Genomic DNA, 22,130 nt, shown 5'->3' on the forward strand with positions numbered 1-22,130 from the left:
ACGACACTAGGAGAACCGGCCTTGCAACCGGCTTGCATGTCACATGGCGCTGTCGCGGTCCGCACCACCGAGCGCGGCACGCACCAGATCGGCCACGTCCATGGTCGCGATGTCCTCGCCGGCCTGCGGAGCGGTTGCGCGCACCCCGGCCAGCTCCAGCAGGGGATCCAGCAGACCGGCCGCCCGCAGGCTGGCGAACGGGACCGAGGCCAGCATCCGGCGGATCTCCTGTTCGCCGTCGCCGCCGGTTTCCGGCTCCGGCAGCAGGCGGGCCCGCAGGTGCGTGGCGACCGCGGCCGGGGTCGGGTGGTCGAACGCGAGGCTGGCGGGCAGTCGCAGCCCGGTGGCCGCGCTCAGCCGGTTGCGCAGGTCCACCGACGCCAACGATTCGAATCCGAGGTCCCTGAAGGGTTTGCGCGCCCCCACCGCGGCCGCGCCTTCGCTGTGCCCGAGCACGGCAGCGGCTTCGGACCGAACCAGATCCAGCAGCAGGGTGTCCTGTTCGACGCGGCTCAGCGCCGTCAGCCGTGCCCTGAACGGCGGGCCGTTGCCGGCAACGTCCGGTTCGCCGTCCAGCTCCGTCCGCAGCGCACGGACCTCCGGGATGTCCTCGATCAACGGGCTCCGGCGGCTGATGACGAAGGCCGGCGTGAACCTCGCCCAATCCATGTCGGACACCACGAGCTGCTCGCCGTCCGCGACTGCCTGGCGCATCGCCGTGACGGCCGGCTCGGGTGCCATCGCGCGAAGTCCCAGCCGGTCCCACACCTCGTCCGGGATGTCGCCGGCCATACCCGTCGACCACCGGCCCCACGCCACCGATGTGGCGGTCAGGCCACGTGATCGCCGGTCCCAGGCCAACGCGTCGAGCGAGGCGTTCGCCGCGGCGTAGGCGCCCTGCATAGCACTGCCCCACGCACTCGAACCGGATGAGAACAGTACGAAAGCGTCCAGCCGCCGGTCACCGAGCAAGGCGTCCAGGTTCCTCGCGCCGGCCACCTTGCCCGCCATCACACAGGCCACCTCGTCCGGCGCCATCTCGGACAACGCGCTCTGCTGGCTCGCTCCCGCGGCGTGCACGACAGCTGTGAGCGGGTGTTCGCCCGGCAGGTTCGCCAGCATGTCCGCGAGTGCGTCCCGATCGGCCACATCACAGGCCACGATCGTCACACGGGCGCCGAGAGCGGAAAGTTCAGCGCGTAGTCCGGCCGTTCCCGGCGCGCCGTCGCCCCGGCGGCTGGTGAGTACGAGGTGCTCGGCTCCTGCGACGGCCAGCTCTCGCGCGACTGCCGCTCCCACCGCGCCAGTGCCACCAGTGATCAGCACAGTTCCCCGCGGTTGCCACAGCTGCCGTTCACTCCGTGGCCCCCGTGGCGCGCGGACCAGGCGACGGCCGAACACCGCGCCGGCACGGACAGCGAGCTGGTCCTCGCCGTTGCTTCCGGTCAGGGCGCCGCGCAGCCGGGTGATCGCCCGGTCGTCGAGCACGGACGGCAGGTCCACCAAGCCACCCCACCGGTCCGGATGCTCCAGTGCGGCCACCCGGCCGAGGCCCCAGATCTGCGCGTGACCGACCGACAGCGTGGCACCGGCTTGCCCTGCCTCCACCGCGCCGCGAGTCGCGCACCACAGCGGTGCGGTCAGCGCGGCGTCACCCAGCGCCTGGATCAGGGTCAGCGTGCCGGCCAGGCCGGCGCACACACCGTCCGGCCTCGGTGTCCCGTCGTCCGCGAACGCAAGCAGGGACAGGACTCCCGCGACCGGTTCGCCGGTGAGCCGCCGGGCGAGGTCCTGCCGGGTTTCCGCCGGGTCGACCTCGAGCCGGCGGAGCCGGATCCCGCCACCCTCGAGCGCCTCGGTGCACGCCTTCTCGACACCGTCCCCGGCCACCGGCCCGGACGAGACGACGAGCAACCACGTGCCGGGCACGGCGGCGGCGCCGAGCCCGGTGAGCGGTTTCCAGGACACCCGGTAGCGGCAGGAGTCCACCAGCGACGCTTCGCGTTTGTGCCTGCGCCACTGGGACAGCGCCGCGACAGCCGTCTCAAGGCTCGCGGCCGTGCCGATGCCCAGCGTGGTGGCCAGCCCTTCGAGATCCTCGCTTTCGACGGTCTCCCAGAACGCCGCGTCACCGGGATCCGTCGTGGTCGCGCCCGCACTCGCCACAGCCGTGGCCTCAGGCCAGAACCGCTTGCGCTGGAAGGCGTACGTCGGCAGCTCGACGAATCGTCCGCTGTGTCCCCAGTCGACATGGATCCCCCGGACCTCCGCCTGTGCCAGCGATGTGGAGAACCGGTCAAGACCACCGTCACCGAGCCGCAACGAGCCGACCACAGCTAGGCTGTGCGTGCGGTTGTCGGCGATCTCCTCGACGGCGACCGTCAGCGTCGGGTGCGGGCTCAGTTCGACGAAGGCGTCGTACCCCTCCTCCAGCATCGCGTTGACGGCCCGCTCGAACAACACAGGTTGACGGAGGTTGCGGTACCAGTACTCGGCGTCCAGTGCGGCCGTGTCGAACGCCGCACCTGTCACAGTCGAGAAGAACGGGATGTCCGAGCTTCGCGGCGAACCGTGGGCCAGCTGGTGCAGCAGGTCCGCCCGGATCGCCTCCACCTGGACCGAATGCGACGCGAAGTCCGCCTGCAGACGACCGGCGCGCACGCCCGCGGAAACCAGTTCCGACATCAGGTCGTCCGCGGGCCCGGGTTCGCCGGACACGGCGACGAGCGCGGGACCGTTGACCGCGGCGATCGAGAGGCGATCACCCCACCGCGCGATGCACGCGCGGACTTCGGCCTCGGGCAACGGAACGGTGAGCATGCTTCCGGCCCCCGCGATCCCGCCCAACGCCTGGCTGCGCAGCGCGACCACACGGACCGCGTCCTCGAGAGACAGTGCGCCCGCCACGTGTGCCGCGGCGATCTCACCCTGCGAATGGCCGACCACCGCCGCGGGCCGCACCCCGTAGGACCGCCACAACGCCGCGAGCGAGACCATCATGGTGAACAGCGCGGGCTGGACGACGTCAACCCTGCTGAGGGGAGCCGCGCCCCGTCTGCCCTCGAGCACATCCGTGAGCGACCAGTCGAGGTAGGGCTCGAACGCCCGCGCACAGGCCAGCACGCTGTCGCGGAACACGTCCGCGGAAGCCATCAGCCGCGCACCCATGCCACGCCACTGCGTACCGGCTCCGGCGAACATGAACACGGCCCGGCCGCTGGTGTCCGCGACTCCCCGGATCACTTCCGCGGCGGATTCGCCACGGGACAACGCGGCGAGCCCGGTCAGCAGTTCACGGCGGTCCTTGCCCAGCACCACGGCACGGTGTTCGAACGACGTCCGGGTCGAGCCCAGGCAGTAGGCGACGTCCTCAGCCGTCAGCTCGGGCTGCGCCTCTACAGAGGACATGAGGCGTCCGGCCTGCTCGCGCAGCGCCGCTTCACCTTTGGCTGTGACCAGCCACGGCAGCGGTTCGCCCGTCACAGCGGGCGGCGCCGCCGCCGGCTCTACCGGTGGCGGCTCCTCGATGATGACGTGCGCGTTGGTGCCGCTGATGCCGAACGACGAGACGCCCGCGCGGCGTGGCCTGCCGGCCCGCGGCCACTCCCGTGCCTCGGTCAGCAGTTCGACACCGCCAGCCGACCAGTCCACGTGGCTGGACGGGACATCCGCGTGCAGCGTGCGCGGCAGCACTCCGTGCCGCATCGCGAGCACCACCTTGATCACCCCGGCGGCTCCCGCGGCTGCCTGGGTGTGCCCGATGTTCGACTTGACCGAACCCAGCCACAGCGGGCGATCGTGCGGGCGTCGCCGGCCGTAGGTGGCCAGCAGTGCCTGCGCTTCGATCGGGTCGCCTAGCGCGGTGCCGGTGCCATGTGCCTCCACCGCATCCACTTCGGACGCTGTGAGCCCGCCGTCCGCCAGGGCCTGCCTGATCACGCGCTGTTGCGCGAGGCCGTTCGGCGCGGTGAGCCCGTTCGAGGCGCCGTCGGAGTTCACGGCGGTACCGCGGACGACCGCGAGCACCGGGTGACTGTGCCGCCGGGCGTCCGAGAGCCGTTCCACCAGCAGCACGCCGGCGCCCTCGGACCACCCCGCGCCGTCCGCACCGGCGCCGAAGGCCTTGGAACGGCCATCCGGGGCGAGCGCCCCCTGCCGCGCGAGCTCGACGAACGACCCGGGTGTGGCCATCACCGTGGCGCCGCCGACCAGCGCCAGGGAACACTCGCCCTGCCGCAGCGACCGCACCGCGAGGTGCAGCGCGACCAGCGCCGACGAGCACGCGGTGTCCACGGTGATGGCAGGGCCTTCCAGACCGAACAGGTACGCGATCCGGCCTGAGGCGACGCTCGCCGACGTGCCGGTCGCCATGTCACCCTGCAAATCTTCTGCTGTGGACAGGACAGTGGCGTAGTCGTGGTGGATGACGCTGGCGAACACACCGGTGTCGGTGCCGCGCAGGGAGGACGGCCGGATGCCGGCGGCCTCGACGGCCTCCCACGCCGTCTCCAGCAGCAGCCGCTGCTGGGGGTCCATCACCATCGCCTCGCGCGGGCTGATGCCGAAGAACTCCGCGTCGAACTCGGTGGCGCCTGCCAGGAATCCGCCCGCGGCGGGACGACCGGTCCCGGCGCCGGACCGGCCATCCTGGTCCCAGCCGCGGTCGGTGGGCCAGCCGGCGATCGCGTCGGTCTCGTCCGCCAGCAGGCGCCACAGTTCCCCGGGCGAATCGGCATCGCCGGGCAACCGGCAGGCCATCCCGACGATGACGATCGGGTCGTCGAGGTTCCGCTCTGCCCCGGGCACTGGGGAGGCAGCAGACGCCGTGGACGGCGCGGGCGAGTCGTCGCTCAGCCGTTCGCTCAGCAGGCTGGCCAGTGCGCCCGGTGTCGGGTAGTCGAAGACCAGTGTGGCGGGCAGCCGGAGGCCGGTGGCGGCGTTGAGGCGGTTGCGCAGTTCGACGGCGGTCAGTGAGTCGAACCCGAGATCGCGGAAGGCCTGTTCGGTGCCGACCGCGCGGGCGTCGTCCAGTGCCAGCACCGCCGCCGCGTGCGAGGCGATCAGCCGGAGCAGCGCCTGCTCCCTGTCTTCCACCGTCATACCCGCGAGCCGTCCGCGTAGCGAATCTGTCTCCGCCACGCCGGCCTCGACGACACGGCGGGCACGGCCGCCCACCAGTCCGCCCACCAGTCCGCCGACCAGTCCGCGCAGCAGCGGCGCGGCGCCCGGGGCCGGGCCGGACAGGTCCAGCCGCATCGGCGCCAGAACCGGATCCGCGAGTGCGGTCGCGATGGTGAACAACGCCAGTCCTTCGGCTGTGGACAGGGCCCGCCCGCCGCCGGTGATCCGTCTGCGGCCGGTCTCCCCCAGCGCGCCCGCCATCCCGCCACCAGTGGCCCACAGCCCCCAGGCGAGCGCCGTGGCGGGCAGTCCGGCTGCTTGGCGATGCGCGGCGAGCGCGTCGAGGAAGGTGTTCGCGGCGGCGTAGTTGCCCTGTCCGGGGCTGCCGAGAAGACCCGCCGCGGAGGAGAACAGCACGAACGCCGACAGGTCGAGAGTCCGGGTCAGGTCGTGCAGGTGCCATGCCGCGTCGGCCTTGGCTCGCAGCACGGTGTCGATCCGGTCCGGGGTCAGCGACGTGACGACTCCGTCGTCGATGACGCCGGCCGCGTGGACGATCGCGGTCAACGGACGTTCCGCTGGGATCCGCTCCAGCAGCGCGGCCACTTCACCCCGGTCGCCGACGTCGCAGGCGAGCACGGTCACCGTCGCTCCCGCCTCGGCCAGTTCGGCGCACAGCGCGGCCGTCTCCGGCGCCTGCGGGCCACGCCTGCTCGCCAGCACCAGGTTGCGCACCCCATGCTCGATGACCAGGTGACGTGCGACTTCGGCGCCCAGTGCACCAGTGCCACCGGTGATGAGTGTCGTCCCGCCCGCTTCCCAGTGCGGCATCGTGAGCACGATCTTGCCGATGTGCCGGGCCTGGCTGAGGAACCGCAGGGCTTCCCGCGCCTGGGAGACAGGCCAGGTCCGGACCGGCAGCGGCCTCAGCTCGCCCTGCTCGAACAGGGTGCGCAGCCTGTGCAGCATTTCCTGGATCCGGTCCGCGCCCGCGTCCGCTGTCAGGTCGAACGCCCGGTACTCGACTCCGGGGTGGTCGGCGGCGACCCGGCCGGCATCACGCAGGTCGGTCTTGCCCATCTCGATGAACCGGCCGCCACGCGGCAGCACCCTGAGCGAGGCGTCCACGAACTCGCGGGCGAGCGAGTTCAGCACCACGTCCACGCCCCGGCCGCCGGTCACAGCCAGCACCCGGTCCGCGAAACCGACGTCACGGGACGATCCGATGTGGTCGTCGTCGAGGCCCTGCTCGCGCAGCACCGGCCACTTGCCCTGGCTCGCCGTCGCGAAGACCTCGGCACCCAGGTGCCGCAGCACCTGGACGGCAGCCATGCCGACACCACCGGCCGCGGCGTGCACGAGAACCGCTTCCCCTGGACGCACACCGGCCAGATCGGTCAAGGCGTAGTAGGCCGTCAGGAACACGGACGGCACAGCGGCCGCCTGCGCGTACGACCAATCGCGGGGCATCCGGACGACCATCCGCTGATCGGCGACCGCCAGCGGGCCGAACGCGCCGGGGAACAGTCCCATCACTCGGTCGCCCGGCTCGATCCCGTGCACGCCAGGACCGGCCTCACGAACGACACCCGCGCCCTCAAGGCCGAGCGGACCGGCCTCACCCGGGTACATCCCGAGTGCCGTCAGCACGTCGCGGAAGTTCACGCCCGCCGCGCGGACCTCGATCCGTACCTGCCCCGGTTCCAGATCAGCCTGTGCCTCGGGATGCGGTACCAGCCGGAGGTTCTCCAACGTCCTCTCGCCGACGACGGCCACCCGCCACGCCTCGTCCCCGGCCGGCAGCAGCGTTCCGCCGCTCGCCGCCCGAGCCAGGCGCGGCACCAGCACAGTGCCACCACGAACCGCGAGCTGAGTCTCCTCCAGGCCGCGCACCGCTCGCACCGCCGCCACGGGGATCTCGCCGCCGTCGGAGTCCAGCAGCACGATCCGGCCGGGGTGTTCCGACTGCGCCGAACGCAGCAGGCCCCAGACCGCCGCGCCCGGCAGGTCCGGCCCGTCGTCGTCCCGCGAGGTCGTCACGGCCCCCCGCGTCAGCACGACCAGGCGGGTCTGCGCGAACCGTTCGTCGGTCAGCCACGACTGGACGATGTCCAGCGCCTCATAAGTCGCCGTTCGTACTGCCGCGGGCATCTCCCGGACAACGGCGGGATCCCCCGCACACGGCACCACGAGCACGTCAGGCACCTGGTCCAGCTGCGCCGCCGAAGCCAGGTCATCGCATCGCAGGACGGTGGTCCCGGCGGCGGCGAAAGCACCGGCCGTTTCCCCGACCACCGCCCACGAGCCCGGCTCGGGTCCTGGACCGTCCTGGTCCGGTTGCCTGACCCAGTCGACCCGGAACAACGAGTCCGCGACAGCGGCCCCACGCCGGGACACCTGGCCCGGCGGCACCGCACGCAACACCAGTGAGTCCACAGTGGCCACTGGCAGCCCGGCGAGGTCTGTGAGTTCGACCGACACCCCGCCCTCGGTGTGCGCGAGCCGCGCTCGCAACGCCGTCGCCCCGGTCGCGTGCAACGAGACACCGCGCCACTCGAACGGCAGCCCGATCCCCTCTACCTGCACGCCGGATCTGGTGAGCAGCAGGGCGTGCAGCGTGGCGTCGAGCAAGGCGGGGTGCAGTCCGAACCGCCCGGCTTCCGTCGCGGTCTCCTCGGGCAAGGCGACTTCGGCGTACACCTCGCCATCCCACCGCCACACCGAGCGCAGCCCGCGGAACGCGGGCCCGTACGCCAGGCCTGTGCCGAGGAGGCGTTCGTACAGCCCATCGATCGCCACCGGCTCGGCACCCTGCGGTGGCCATTGGGCCGACGGCGAGGTGACCGGCCCGGCCTGCGGCGTCAGCACGCCGCGCGCGTGGCAGGTCCACGAATCCTCGCCGGAGCCGAGGCCGTGCACGCTCACCGCTCGTCGGCCTGCCTCGTCGGGGGCGTCCACCTGCACCCGGAGCTGTACCGCGTCGTGTGGTCCCAGTACCAGCGGTGTGGTCAGGGTCAGCTCTTCGACCACCGGGCAGCCGGCCTCGTCACCGGCACGGACCACCAGCTCGGCGAACCCCGTGCCGGGGAACAACGTCATGCCGTCCACCACATGATCGGCCAGCCATGGCTGGTCGTCCACGGAGAGCAGGCCGGTCAGCACCAGACCGCCTGACTCCGGCAGTGCCACAGCCGCGGCGAGCAACGGGTGGTCGATCCCGGACTGCCCCGCACCGGCCGCCTCCTCGGGCGCCCGTCCGGAGTCGAGCCAGTAGCGTTGGCGCTGGAACGCGTACGTGGGCAGCTGGGTCCGCCGAGCGCCGGTGCCGCCGAACAGCTCCGTCCACCGCACCGGCACACCGCGCACATGCGCCCGGCTCACCGCGCCGACCAGTGAAGTGACCTCGGACCGGTCACGGCCGGACACCGGGATCGCGACGACATCCTCGTCACCGGTCACCGCGAGCGCCGACAACGCGCCGTCCGGACCGAGTTCGATCAACGTGCGAACGCCGGACGCCGCCAGGAACCGCACACCGTCGCCGAACCGGACCGCCTCGCGGACGTGCCGCACCCAGTACTCGGGGGAACTCAGCTCGTCCGACGACGCCTGCCTGCCTGTGAGGTTGGAGACAACCGGGATCTCCGGCGTGCGCAGCGCCAGGCCGGTGACCACCTCCCGGAACCGGGCCATCATGGGCTCCATCCGCGGGGAGTGGAAGGCGTGGCTCACGGTCAGCCGTTTGGTCCTGCGTCCTGGGAACGCGGCCGCCACCTCGGCGACAACGTCCTCGTCGCCGGAGACGACCACAGCCTGCGGGCCGTTCACCGCGGCGATGCCAACCACCCGCTCACGCCCGCCGAGCAGAGGCAGCACCTCCTCCTCGGCGGCCTCGATCGCGATCATGGCCCCGCCGGGTGGCAGATCCTGCATGAGCCGCCCTCGTGCGGCCACCAGTGTGCAGGCGTCCGGGGCCGTCAGCACCCCCGCGACGTGTGCCGCCGCCAGCTCACCGACGGAGTGCCCGAGCAGGAAGGCGGGCTGGATTCCCCACCGGCCGAGCAGGTGGGACATCGCGACTTCCACGGCGAACAGACCGGCCTGCGCGAACATCGTCCGGTGCAGCCGCTCGTCCGCGCCGAACACGACGTCTCGCAGTGGTGCACCGAGCAGCGGGTCGAGCAGCGCGGCCAATTCGTCGAACTTCTCCGCGAACGGCGGGAAGGTCTCGTAGAGCTGCTTGCCCATGCCGGGGCGCTGCGATCCCTGGCCGGCGAAGAGGAACGCGACCGGACCGGTGCGCACCACGTCCCGCAGCACGTGCGGATCGTCTTCGCCGTTCGCGAGCGCACCGAGTCCCGACCGCAGTCCGGGCTCAGCCGTGGCGAGCACGACAGCTCGGTGCGTCAACGATGTCCTCGTGGTCGCCAGCGACAGCGCGATATCGGCGAGATCCTGGTCGCCGTCCTCGTCCACCCTGGCCAGTAGGCGTTCCGCCTGTGCGCGCAAGGCCGTCTCCGAATGTCCGGAGAGGACATACGGGGTGACGGGCAGCCGATCGGGCCCGGCCGTCTCGGGTGCGGTCCGCACCGAGACCGGCGGCGCCTCTTCCAAAATGGTGTGCGCGTTCGTCCCGCTGAAGCCGAAGGACGACACCGCGGCCCGGCGCGGCCTGCCGGTCACGGGCCAGCCGGCGGACTGGGTCAGCAGCTCGGCCGAGCCGGACGACCAGTCCACGTGCGGGGTCGGCTCGTCGACGTGCAGTGTCTTCGGCAGGACCCCGTGCCGCAGCGCCATCACCATCTTGATCACACCGGCCACTCCGGCGGCCGCCTGGGTGTGGCCGATGTTGGACTTCACCGAGCCGAGCAGCAACGGGTGTTCCCGATCCTGCCCGTAGGTGGCCAGCAGCGCCCTCGCCTCGATCGGGTCGCCCAGCGTCGTACCGGTGCCGTGTGCCTCGACCACATCTATGTCCTTTGTGGACAATCGCGCGTTGGCCAGTGCCGCGCGGATCACCCGCTCCTGGGCGAGCCCGTTCGGTGCGGTCAGCCCGTTGGACGCCCCGTCCTGGTTGACCGCGGATCCGCGGATCACCGCCAGGACCGGGTGCCCGTGCCGCACCGCGTCGGACAAGCGCTCCACGAGCAGCAGGCCGGCACCTTCCGCCCAACTGGCGCCGTCGGCGGCCGCGGCGAAGGACTTGCACCGGCCGTCCGGCGACATCCCCTTCTGCCGGGAGAACTCCACGAAGGTGGTCGGCGTGGACATCACGGTCGCGCCACCCGCCAGTGCCAGGTCGCACTCACCCAGCCGCAACGCCTGCACTGCCTGGTGGATCGCGACCAGCGACGCGGAACACGCGGTGTCCACCGTGACCGCCGGGCCTTCCAGGCCCAGTGTGTAGGCGATCCGGCCGGACATCACGCTGCCCGCCCCACCGGTGCCCAGGAACCCGGCGATCGACTCCGGCACCTGCCGCAGCCGTGCCACGTGGTCGTGGTAGATCACCCCGGTGTACACGCCGCACCGGCTGCCCCGCACCGAGTCCGGGGGGATGCCCGCGCGTTCGAACACCTCCCACGAGGTTTCCAGCAGCAGGCGTTGCTGGGGGTCCATCGCGAACGCCTCGCGCGGCGAGATGCCGAAGAACGCCGGGTCGAAGTCCGCCGCGTCGTGCAGGAACCCGCCCTCCCTGGCGTAGCTGGTGCCGGGGTGGTCGGGGTCCGGGTGGTACACCGACGCGGGCCAGCCCCGGTCGGCCGGGAACGGCGAGATGGCGTCCGTGCCGTCGGCGACCAGCTGCCACAGCTGTTCGGGGGAGGTGACGCCGCCGGGGAAACGACAGGCCATGCCGACGATCGCGATCGGTTCGCTCGCCTTGTCCTCCACCTCCCGCAGGCGCTGCTGCAGGTTCCGGGCGTCGCTGATCGCCCGCTTGAGGTAGTCGCGCATCTTGTCCTGAGTGGACATCGGTTCCAGCTCCTCGCCGGGTGCGGGGTGTCTCGAGCGGGTCAGGAGAGCCCGAAACCCTTGTCGATCACCTGGAAAAGGTCGTCGTCGGTGGCCGCCGCCAGATCGTCGCCGCCGGCACCGCCGACGTCGTCGGCACCGGTCCACTCGGACAGCAGCACCCGCAGACTGGCGGTGACCTCGTCGCGGCCGTCCTCGCCGGGCGCCAACGACAGCAGCCGTTTCGCCAGGTCGCCGAGATCCGCCAGAGCGAGCCGCAGTTCGGACACCGGCTCCGGGACGAGTTCGGCAAGCAGGTGTTCCGCCAGCCGGTACGGCGTCGGATGCTCGAAGACCATGGTGACCGGCAGCCGCAGCCCGGTCGCGGTGCCGAGCCGGTTGCGGAACTCCACGGCGATCAGCGAGTCGAACCCGAGGTCGGTGAAGGCGCGGTCCGGCTCGATCTCGTCTGCGCCCCGATGCCCGAGCACACTCGCCGCGTTCGACCGCACCAGGTCGAGCACCAGCCGGTTCTGCTCGGTGGTGGACAGGGTGGCGATCTGGTCCCGAAACTCTGGACGACTCACGGGAACGACGTCCTCGCCCGGGCGCAGTACAGGCCGTCCCGCCGCCGGTGCCAGTCCGGCCCACAGCGGCGGGACGGCATCTCCCATGGCACCGAACGCCGCCAGGTCCAGCCGGGCGGGCACCACGACCGGCAGATCACTCCGGCACGCGAGGTCGAACAACGCCAGCCCGTCCTCGTCCGGCAGTGGCAGCACACCGCCCCGGGCCAGCCGGCCGGCGTCGGCACCGCCGGTCATCTCACCCTGTTCGGCCCAGAACCCCCAGGCGAGCGACGTGGCCGGGAGGCCGTTGGCACGCCTGTGCCGCGCCAACGCGTCGAGCACGCAGTTGGCTGCGGCGTAGTTGCCCTGTCCAGGGCCCCCGGTCATCCCCGCCAGCGACGAGAACAGTACGAAGGTCGCGAGCGGCAGGTTGGCGGTGAGGTCGTGCAGGTTCACCGCACCGTCCACTTTGGGCCGCAGCACCCGCTCCAGCCGCTCGGGGGTGAGCGACTCGACAACGCCGTCGGACAGCACCCCGGCGGCATGCACGACCGTGGTCAACGGGTGGTCGGCGGGGATGGCGGCGATGGTCCGCCGCAGCGCGGCCCGGTCCGCCACATCGCACGCGGCGACGGTGACCCGGGCGCCGAGCGACTCCAGTTCCGCGGCCAGTTCCGGCGCGCCCTTCGACTCCGTGCCACGCCTGCTGGTCAGCAGCAGGTGCCTGGCACCGTGGACGGTCACCAGGTGGCGGGCCACCAGCGCGCCCAGTGCGCCCGTTCCGCCGGTGATCAGCACCGTGCCGCCGGACGGCACCGGGTCGCCGGGGATGGTGAGCACCACCTTGCCGACCACACGGGCCTGACCCAGCGCACGGAACGCCTCGCGGGCGTGCCGGATGTCCCAGGTGGTGATCGGCAGGGGCTGCAGCGTCCCGCGCTGGTACAACTCCACCAGCGCCCGCAGCACCTGCTGGATCCGGTCCGGGCCCGCCTCCATCAGGTCGTAGGCCTGGTACTCGACTCCGGGGTGCTGACGCGCGACCTCAGCCGGATCACGGATGTCGGTCTTGCCCATCTCCAGGAACCGCCCGCCGCGCGGCAGCAGGCGAAGGCCGGCGTCCACGAAGTCACCGGCCAGGCAGTCCAGCACGACGTCCATCCCCCGGCCGCCGGTGGCGGCGAGGAACCGCCGCTCGAACTCGTGGTCGCGGGAACTGGCGACGTGCGCCTCGTCAAGACCGTTGCGGTGCAAGGCACCCCACTTGCCGGGGCTCGCGGTCCCGAAGACGTCGGCACCGAGGTGGCGGGCCAGCTGGACCGCGATCGTGCCGACACCACCGGCGGCGGCGTGGATGAGCACCGCGTCCCCGCGGCTGACCTCCGCCAGGTCGTGCAGGCCGTAGTAGGCGGTCGCCCCGGCGACCGGCACCGTGGCCGCCTGCGCGAAGGACCAGTCGTCGGGAATCCGCACGAGCAACCGGTGATCGGTGACCGTGACCGGTCCGAACGCGTCCGTCCCGATTCCCATCACGCGGTCACCGGCAGCCAGGCCGGTCACGCCCTCGCCGACCTCGGTGACCACGCCGGCCACGTCGCTGCCGATGCCCTGCCGCCGCGATCCCGGGTACATCCCCAGCACGACGAGAACGTCGCGGAAGTTCATGCCCACGGCACGCACGGCGATCCTGACCTGACCGGCTGCCAGGGGACGCAGCACTTCGGGGCAGGGCACCAGTTCCAGGCCCTCGATCGTGCCGTCGCCCTTGCCCGCCAACCGCCACGGCGCCGCTCCGGGCGGCTGCAACACGTCGTGGGATGCCAGCCGGGCCATCCTGGGCACGGTGACGGCGCCGCGGCGGATCCTCAGCCTCGGATCCGGCAGTGTCAGCACGGCGGGCAACGCCGTCAGTGAGTCGGGGTGGCCGTCGAGGTCGATCAGCGCGAACCGGCCGGGATGCTCGTTCTGCGCGGTGCTCACCAGTCCCCACACCGCCGCACTGGGCAGGTCGGTGATGTCGTGCGCGCCCCCGTCAACCGCGCCGAGGGTGACGAACACCAGGCGGATATCGGCGAACCGCTCGTCGGACAGCCAGGACTGCAGCAGTGCCAACGTTGTCCGCGCCGCGGTGTGCACCGGCTGCACGGAGTCTGTCGCGGGGGCCTCACCGGGAGGATGGAACACGACGAGCGTCCCGAACGTGTCCACAGCGGATATCGCCCGGTCGACCGCGTCCAGATCCGCGTACGTGGCTTCGCTGCGGAAGGCGCCGTACGGGTCGTCGCCGAGCACGGCGATCGCCCGCAGCGCGTCGCTGGACACCACCGAGGGCACTCGTGCCGGAGTCCAGTCGAGATGGAACAGGGAATCCCCGTGAGCGGCCACCGGTAGTGCACTGGCGAGGTTCGCCGCGGACACCGGCCTGGTCACCAGAGACCGGACCGTCATGATGGGCATGCCCGTTTCATCGGCCAGGGTCACATGCAGTTCACCGGCGCCGCGCAACGCCAGCCGGACCCGCGCCGCGGTGGCGCCCGCGGCGTGCAGGCTAACGCCGGTCCAGGCGAAGGGCAGGCGCAGTTCCCCGTCGGATTCGCCGTCGTACAGGTACCCGGCTGCGTGCAGCGCCGCGTCCAGCAGCGCCGGGTGTATGCCGTACTTCCCCGCAACCATTCGCTGCTCGTCAGGCAGCCGGATCTCGGCGAAGACCTCGCCAGCACCACGCCATACCCGTCGCAGCCCTTGGAAAGCAGGCCCGTAGTGGTACCCCGCCGCGGCGAGGGCCTCGTAGCCGGTGCTGACGTCGGCCTCATCGCTACCGCGGACGGGCCATGCCACCAGGTCTGACGGCGCGGACAGGCTTTGCGGACTGAGCACGCCGCTGGCGTGCAGGGTCCATGAGCCTCTCTTCTGGCGCGAGTGCACCCGCACCACGCGGCGCCCGTCCTTGTCGGGAGCGTCGACGCGCACCTGGATCGGAACGCCCTGGTCATCTTCGGCACTGAGGAAAACCGGTTCGTGCAGCGTGAGTTCCTCGAGATGGGGACAGCCCGCCTGGTCACCGGCGCGGATGGCCAGTTCGACGAACGCCGTGCCCGGCAGCAACACCGTCCCTGCCACGGCGTGGTCAAGCAGCCACGGGTGCGCACTGGTCGACAGGCGCCCGGTGAGCAGGACTTCGTCGTCGGCGAGTGTCACCGCCGCGCCCAGCCACGGGTGGACCGCGTCCTCGAGTCCCGCCGCCGACATGTCCCCGCCGAATTCCCTTCCCTCCAGCCAGAAACGTTGCCGCTGGAAGGCATAAGCCGGTAGCTCCACCGGGCTGCCGGGAAGCACGGTGTGCCAGTCCACCGGCACACCGTGCACGTACAGCTGCGCCAGCGAGGTCAGCACGCGCCGGCTCCCGCCGTCCCCCCGGCGCAGGGTCCCCACTGCCAGCACACCGCCGCCGCTTTCGTCGGCGCGTTCGTGCACTGCCGGAACCAGTACCGGGTGGGGGCTGACTTCGAGGAACACCTCGATGCCCTGTTCCCGCACCACGCTGACGGCACGGTCGAACTCCACAGTCTGCTGGAGGTTGCGGTACCAGTACCGGGCGTCGAGTGCCGCGGTGGGTAGTACACCACCGGTCACCGTCGAAACGAACGGCACCTCGGAGGTCATCGGCTCGATGTCCCGGAGCAGATCCGCCAGCCGCTCCTCCAGATCGGCCACGTGCTCGGAATGCGAGGCGTAGTCCACCGGTATCCGCCGCATCCGGATTCCTTCAGCCTCGCCGTGGGCGAGCAACTCGTCGATCGCGGCGGCGTCACCGGAGACCACAGTCGTACGCGGTCCGTTGATCGACGCGACCGACAACGCAGATGCCCAGCGCCGCAGCAGTCCGGTCACGTCCGCGACCGGAAGCGGCACCGACACCATCCCGCCGCGGCCCGCCAGCACCGCCCCGATCGCCTTGCTGCGCAGCGCGACCACTTTGGCGGCGTCGGTGAGGCTCAGCGCGCCGCACACGTGCGCGGCCACGATCTCGCCCTGCGAGTGCCCGATCACCACCGCCGGCTGGACCCCGCATGCCCGCCACAGCGCCGCCAACGCGACCCCGACAGCGAACAGCGCCGGCTGGACCACATCGACCCGGTCGAGAGGCGGCGCGTCCGGGCCGCCCTCGAGGAGGTCGAGCAGACTCCAGTCCAGGTACGGCTCAAGGGCCGCGGCGCACTGCTCGATCGACGCCCGGAACACCGGCGATGACGCCAGCAGTTCCGTCGCCATGCCTGTCCACTGCGCTCCCTGGCCGGGGAACACGAAGGCCACCCGGGCATCCTCGCGCGCCCGCCCGGTCACGACCGTGGCCTGCGTCGGGGTGTCCTCCACCAGCGCGGCCAGCCCATCGAGCAGTCCGGACCGGTCCGTCCCGATCACGACCGCCCGCTCCGCCAATCGGGCTCTCGCCGCCAGCGAACGCCCGACGTCCGCGACCGCGAGCTCCGGCCGTCCGTCCACATACGACAGCAATCGGACGGCCTGCCTGCGCAGCGCGGCCGTGTCCGTCGCGGACAGGATCCAGGCGTGAGCCGGACCGGCGAGCACGCCCGCCCCGCCGGGCGCGGTTGCCTCGGGACCGGGTTCCTCGACGATGACGTGCGCGTTGGTACCGCTGATGCCGAACGAGGACACACCGGCGCGCCGGGGACGCCCGCCGGACGGCCACGGCTGGTTGTCCATGAGCAGCTCGACGCTGCCCGCCGACCAGTCCACTTCGCCGGACGGCCGGTCGATGTGCAGGGTCCGGGGCAGCTCGCCGTGCCGCATGGCCATGATCACCTTGATCAGGGCCGCGGCGCCCGCGGCGGCCTGGGTGTGGCCGATGTTGGACTTGACCGACCCGAGCAGCAGCGGCTTTCCCCCTGACCGGTCCCGGCCGTAGGTCGCGAGCAGTGCCTGCGCCTCGATCGGGTCGCCCAGCGCCGTCCCGGTGCCGTGCGCTTCGACGGCGTCGATCTCCCACGGCCCGAGGCCCGCGTTCGCCAGCGCCTGCCGGATGACCCGTTGCTGCGCGAGGCCGTTGGGTGCGGTCAGTCCGTTCGACGCGCCGTCGGAGTTGACCGCGCTGCCCCGGATCACCGCGAGGATCGGATGGCCGTGGCGCCGGGCGTCGCTGAGCCGCTCGAGCAGGAGCAGACCGGCCCCTTCGCCCCAGGCGGTGCCATCCGCCGCGTCGGCGAACGGCTTGCACCGGCCGTCCGCGGCCAGACCCCGTTGCCGGGACAGCTCGACGAACGCGGCCGGTGTGGACATGACCGTCACGCCGCCCGCGAGCGCGAGATCACAACTGCCGTCGCGAAGTGCCTGCCCGGCAAGGTGAACCGCGACCAGCGAGGACGAACACGCGGTGTCGATCGTGAGCGCCGGGCCGTGCAGTCCCAGTGTGTAGGCGATCCGGCCGGAGGCCACGCTCGCCGACACCCCGGTGCCGAAGTGCCCTTCTCCTGCGCCGTCCGCAGCGCTGCCGGCGTTGACGGCGTAATCGTGGTACATCAGACCGGTGAACACGCCGGTGCGGCTGCCCCTGGCCGAGTGGGGATCGATCCCCGCGTGCTCGAACGCCTCCCAGGAGGTCTCCAGCAGGATCCGCTGTTGCGGGTCCATCGCGAGCGCCTCACGGGGCGAGATGCCGAAGAACCCGGGGTCGAACTCCGCGGCGTCGTGCAGGAACCCGCCTTCCCGGACGTAGGAGGTGCCCGGGTTGCCCGGCTCGGGGTCGTACAGCTCGCCGAGGCGCCAGCCGCGGTCGGCCGGCATCGGCGAGATGGCATCCCTGCCTTCGGCGACGAGTTCCCACAGCTCTTCCGGTGACCGTACGCCGCCAGGAAAACGGCACGCGAGTCCGATGACTGCGATGGGTTCGTCGGTGGCGGGCGCCGCCGACGTACCGGGACCGTCCAGCGGCACGACGTCTTCGGCGAGGAGTGCGTGCAGGTGGCTCGCCACCTCGACCGGGGACGGGTGGTCGAAGACCAGCGTGGCCGGGAGTCCGAGCCCGGTCTCGGCGGCCAGCCGGTTGCGCAGCTCCACGGCCGTCAGGGAGTCGAACCCGGCCTCGGCGAACGGCTGTGCCGCGCCGATCGCGCCGGGTTCCGAGTGGCCGAGCACCTCGGACGCCGCCGTGGTCACCAACCGGACCAGCAGCCGGTCCCGGTCAGCGGCAGCAAGCCCGGCGAGGCGGCGCCGCAGCGGCTCGTCGCCCGGATGCCGCCGGCCTGCCGCCCGCTTGGGCATCGGCAGCAGAGCACGCAACAACCACGGCAGCTCGCCGGAACCGGCCTGGGCACGCAACTGCGCGAAATCCAGCGGCACGGGCACCGGCGCCGGCTCACCTGACCGCAGCGAACGGTCCAGCAGGGCCAGGCCTTCGGCCTCGGACACCGGAAGGAGGCCTGACCGCCGGATACGTGTCCGCGCCACGTCTGTGAGACCACCTGCCATTCCCTCGCCCGCCCACGGCCCCCACGCGATCGCCGTCGCCGGCAACCCGTGTTCCCGCCGATGCCGCGCCAGCGCGTCCAGGAAGGAGTTGGCGGCGGCGTATCCCGCCTGGCCCCCGCTGCCGAAAACTCCCGCCGCCGACGAGAAGAGCACGAACGCCGACAGGCCCATGCCCCGGGTCAGCTCGTGCAGGTGCACCGCACCGTCCACTTTGGGCCGGAGCACCGCCTCGACGCGGTCCGGCCCGAGCGCCGTGAGGACGCCGTCGTCCAGCACCCCCGCGGTGTGCACCACGCCGGTCAGTGGATGCGCGGCCGGAACGTTCGCCAGCACGTCGGCCAGCCCTTCCCGGTCTGCGACGTCACACGCCGCGACGGTCGCCGAAGCACCAGACTCGGCGATCTCCGCGACCAGGTCCGCGACATTCCCGTGTCTGCTGACGAGAACAAGGTGCCGCACACCGTGCTCACGAACGAGATGGCGCGCGACGGCCCGGCCCAGCCGGCCGGACGCACCGGTGACCAGCACGGAGCCCTGTCCCTCGAACACCGGCTCACTCGGCTCGCTGGGCCGCACACGGTCAAGGCGGGGTGCATACGCGATCCCGTCCCGCAGAGCCACCACCGGCTCACCCGTGGCCAGCGCCGAAGGCAGGGCACGGGACGAAGCCGCACTGTCGTCCAGATCGACCAGAACGATCCGGCCCGGGTTCTCCGTCTGCGCGGACCGGACCAGGCCACCGGCACTCGCCTGGGCCAGGCTGGTCAGTGTGTCGCCAGACTGAGCCAGTACCGCACCCGCGGACACCAGCACCAGGCGGGACGTCCGCAACCGCTCATCGGCCAGCCACGTCTGGAGCAGACCGAGGACGTCACCGACCACAGACCGGACCTCGGCGGCCGATGGCGATTCGTCCGTCTGCCGCGGCAGTCGTGCCAGCACCGCATCCGGTACGGCTTGGCCGGCATCGACTGCCTGGCCCAGCGAAGCCACGTCCGGGTAGACCGGGCACCCGGGCAGCAGCGGTCCGTCGTCGCCGACCACCGCCCAACGCATCCCGGTCTGCTGGGGCGCAACGGATGTCTTCTGCCAGCGAACGCGCCACAGCGCGTTGTTCTCACCGGTCCTCGCCGTCTCCAGCTGATCCGTGGAGATCGGCCGGAACGCGAGGGACCCGACCGACGCGACCGGTTCACCGTCGCTGTCCGCGAGCAGAACGGACACCGCGTCCCGTCCCGCCGGCGCCAGTCGCACACGAAGCGCGTCGGCTCCAGTCGCGGACAGCGACACGTCGCTCCACGAGAACGGCACCAGTGGCCGCTCATCGTGTTCAGCGCCGAACCAGACAGCGTGCAGTGCGGCGTCGAGCAACGCCGGGTGCAGGCCGAATCCCGTGGTTCCGCCGGCCTCAGCGGGCAACCGCACGTCCGCGAACAGCTCGTCGCCCCGCCGCCAGACCGCACGCAGCCCGCGGAAAGCCGGTCCGTACGACAACTCTCCGCCGGCCATCCGGTCGTAGAGACCGGCCGCGGGAACCGGCTGCGCGCCCGGCGGTGGCCAATCCCGCAGATCGTCCGGCTGGACCGGCGCTGTCGCCGCCAGGACACCGGCAGCGTGCCGTCGCCAGGGCTCGTCGGCCCGATCCTCGTCCCGCGAGTACACCGTCAGCGGCCGTCGTCCGGTGTCGTCGGGTGCACCGACCGACAACTGCAGCGCCACCGCACCGGCCTCGGTCAGCAACAGCGGCTCCTCCAGGGTGAGCTCGGCCAGCTCGCCGCAGCCGAGCCGATGCCCGGCCCACAGTGCGAACTCGGCGAACGCCGCACCGCACAACAGTGCGCTGCCCCGGGCGCTGTGGTCGGCCAGCCACGGGTGGGCGTCCAGCGACAGCCGTCCCGTGACGAGGTGGCGGTCGGAACCCGCCAGCTCCACCACCGCGCCCAGCATCGGGTGGTCCGCAGCGGTCAGTCCCGATCCGGACAGGCTCGCCGGGTCCGTGGTTCCGGTCAGCCAGTACCGCTTGCGTTCGAAGGGATACGTGGGCAGGTCGATGTGCGTGGCCCCGGAACCGTCGAAGACCGCGGACCAGTTCACGCCCGCTCCGCGGGCGTGCAGCCGGGCCACGGCCGAGATCAGCGCGGACGGCTCGTCGTGTTCCTTGCGCAGTGCCGGGATGAAGGACGGCGGATCGGCGTCGTCAGCGCAACACGCGTCGCCGAGTGCTGTCAGCACACCGTCGGGCCCCAACTCGAGGAATGTCGAGACGCCCGCCGCCCGCAGTGCGCGAACCCCGTCACCGAACCGCACGGCGGCCCGTGCCTGGCGCGTCCAGTAATCCGGTGTGCTCATCTCGCCGGGGGCGGCGAGCGCGCCCGTCACGTTCGAGATGATCGCAAGACGTGGGGCGGCGTAGGTCATCTGTGCCGCGACACGGCCGTACTCGCCGAGCATCCCGTCCAGCAACGGCGAGTGGAACGCGTGACTGACGTTCAGCGGTGTCGTCTTGTGTCCCAGCTCGGCGAGACGACGGCCGAGCTCAGTCACGTCGTCCGCCGCACCGGCAATGGTCACCGCGGCCGGACCGTTGACCGCGGCGATGCCGACCGGCCCCTGCGCCTCGGCCAGCAGGGCACGGACCTCACGCTCCGCGGCGCGGACGGACATCATGGCGCCGCCCGCGGGCAGTGCCTGCATCAACCGGCCACGTGCGGCGACCAGTCCGGTCGCGTCGTGCATGGTCAGGATGCCGGCGACATGGGCGGCGGCGAGCTCTCCGATCGAATGCCCGGCAACCAGGTCCGGGCTGATCCCCCAGGTCTCCAGCAGGCGGAACAGGGCGACCTCGAGCGCGAACAGCGCGGGCTGGGTGAACTCGGTGCGATCGAGCAGGGCCGCGTCCGCCGAGCCGGGCTCGGCCCAGATCACCTCGCGTAGGGGACGGTCGAGCAGACCGTCCAGCCGATCGCAGAGCTCGTCGAAAGCAGCGGTGAACGCCGGGAAAGACCCGTACAGCGCCCGTCCCATGCCCAGCCGCTGCGCGCCCTGCCCGGTGAACAGGAACGCGAGCTTGCCTTCTCCGGCGACGTCCGCCACGACCAGCGGATGGTCGCGTCCGGCCGCCAGGGCGCCGAGGCCGCTCAGCAGTTCTTCCCGGCCGGACGCGAGGACCACACCCCGGTGCGCCAGACCCGCCCGGGTGGTCGCCAGCGAGTAGGCCAGGTCGGCTGGAGCCAGGGCCGGGTCGTTCGACACGTGGCCCCATATCCGGCCGGCCTGTGCCCGCATGCTGTCAGCGGTCTTGGCGGAAACCGGATACGGCAGCACACGCAGCCGGGCCGGCGAGTCCGCTTCGGACTTGTCCGGTTCCGGCGGTCCTTGTTCGAGTATCACGTGGGCATTGGTGCCGCTGATGCCGAACGAGGACACACCCGCCCGGCGAGGGCGACCCGTCCGCGGCCACTCCCGCGACCGCGTCAACAACCCGACAGCACCACTCGACCAATCCACATGCGACGACGGCTCATCCACATGCAACGTCCTCGGCAACACACCATGCCGCATCGCCATCACCATCTTGATAACACCAGCCAACCCCGACGCAGCCTGCGTATGCCCAATATTCGACTTCACCGACCCCAGCCACAGCGGAATCTCCCGATCCTGACCATAGGTCGCCAACAACGCCTGCGCCTCAATCGGATCACCCAACCTCGTACCCGTCCCATGCCCCTCCACCACATCCACATCAGACGCCGACAACCGCGCATCCACCAACGCACCCCGAATCACCCGCTGCTGCGACGGACCATTCGGCGCAGTCAACCCATTCGACGCACCATCCTGATTCACCGCCGAACCCCGCACCACCGCCAACACCCGACGCCCATGACGCCGCGCATCCGACAACCGCTCCAACAACACAACACCCACACCCTCAGACCACCCAGTACCATCCGCAGCATCCGCGAACGACTTGCACCGCCCATCAGGCGCCATGCCTCG

General features: G+C 71.7%; 2 protein-coding genes. Both read right to left on the reverse strand.

What is annotated here, in order from left to right:
- Positions 1 to 39 precede the first annotated feature (39 nt).
- Complete coding sequence (locus GC106_RS49975) at positions 40 to 11,094, reverse strand: type I polyketide synthase (protein WP_173142459.1); 11,055 nt, start codon at positions 11,092 to 11,094, stop codon at positions 40 to 42.
- A gap of 41 nt (positions 11,095 to 11,135) precedes the next feature.
- A partial coding sequence (locus GC106_RS45705; RefSeq protein ID WP_217281808.1) for a type I polyketide synthase occupies positions 11,136 to 22,130 on the reverse strand: 10,995 nt, incomplete at its 5' end.

The sequence above is a fragment of the Kibdelosporangium persicum genome (assembly GCF_013280595.1).
Taxonomy (GTDB): domain Bacteria; phylum Actinomycetota; class Actinomycetes; order Mycobacteriales; family Pseudonocardiaceae; genus Kibdelosporangium; species Kibdelosporangium persicum.

What these genes read in the sequence shown, in the direction of transcription:
- GC106_RS49975 (WP_173142459.1), bottom strand. Translation starts at nt 11,094, where the DNA reads ATGTCCACTCAGGACAAGATGCGCGACTACCTCAAGCGGGCGATCAGC.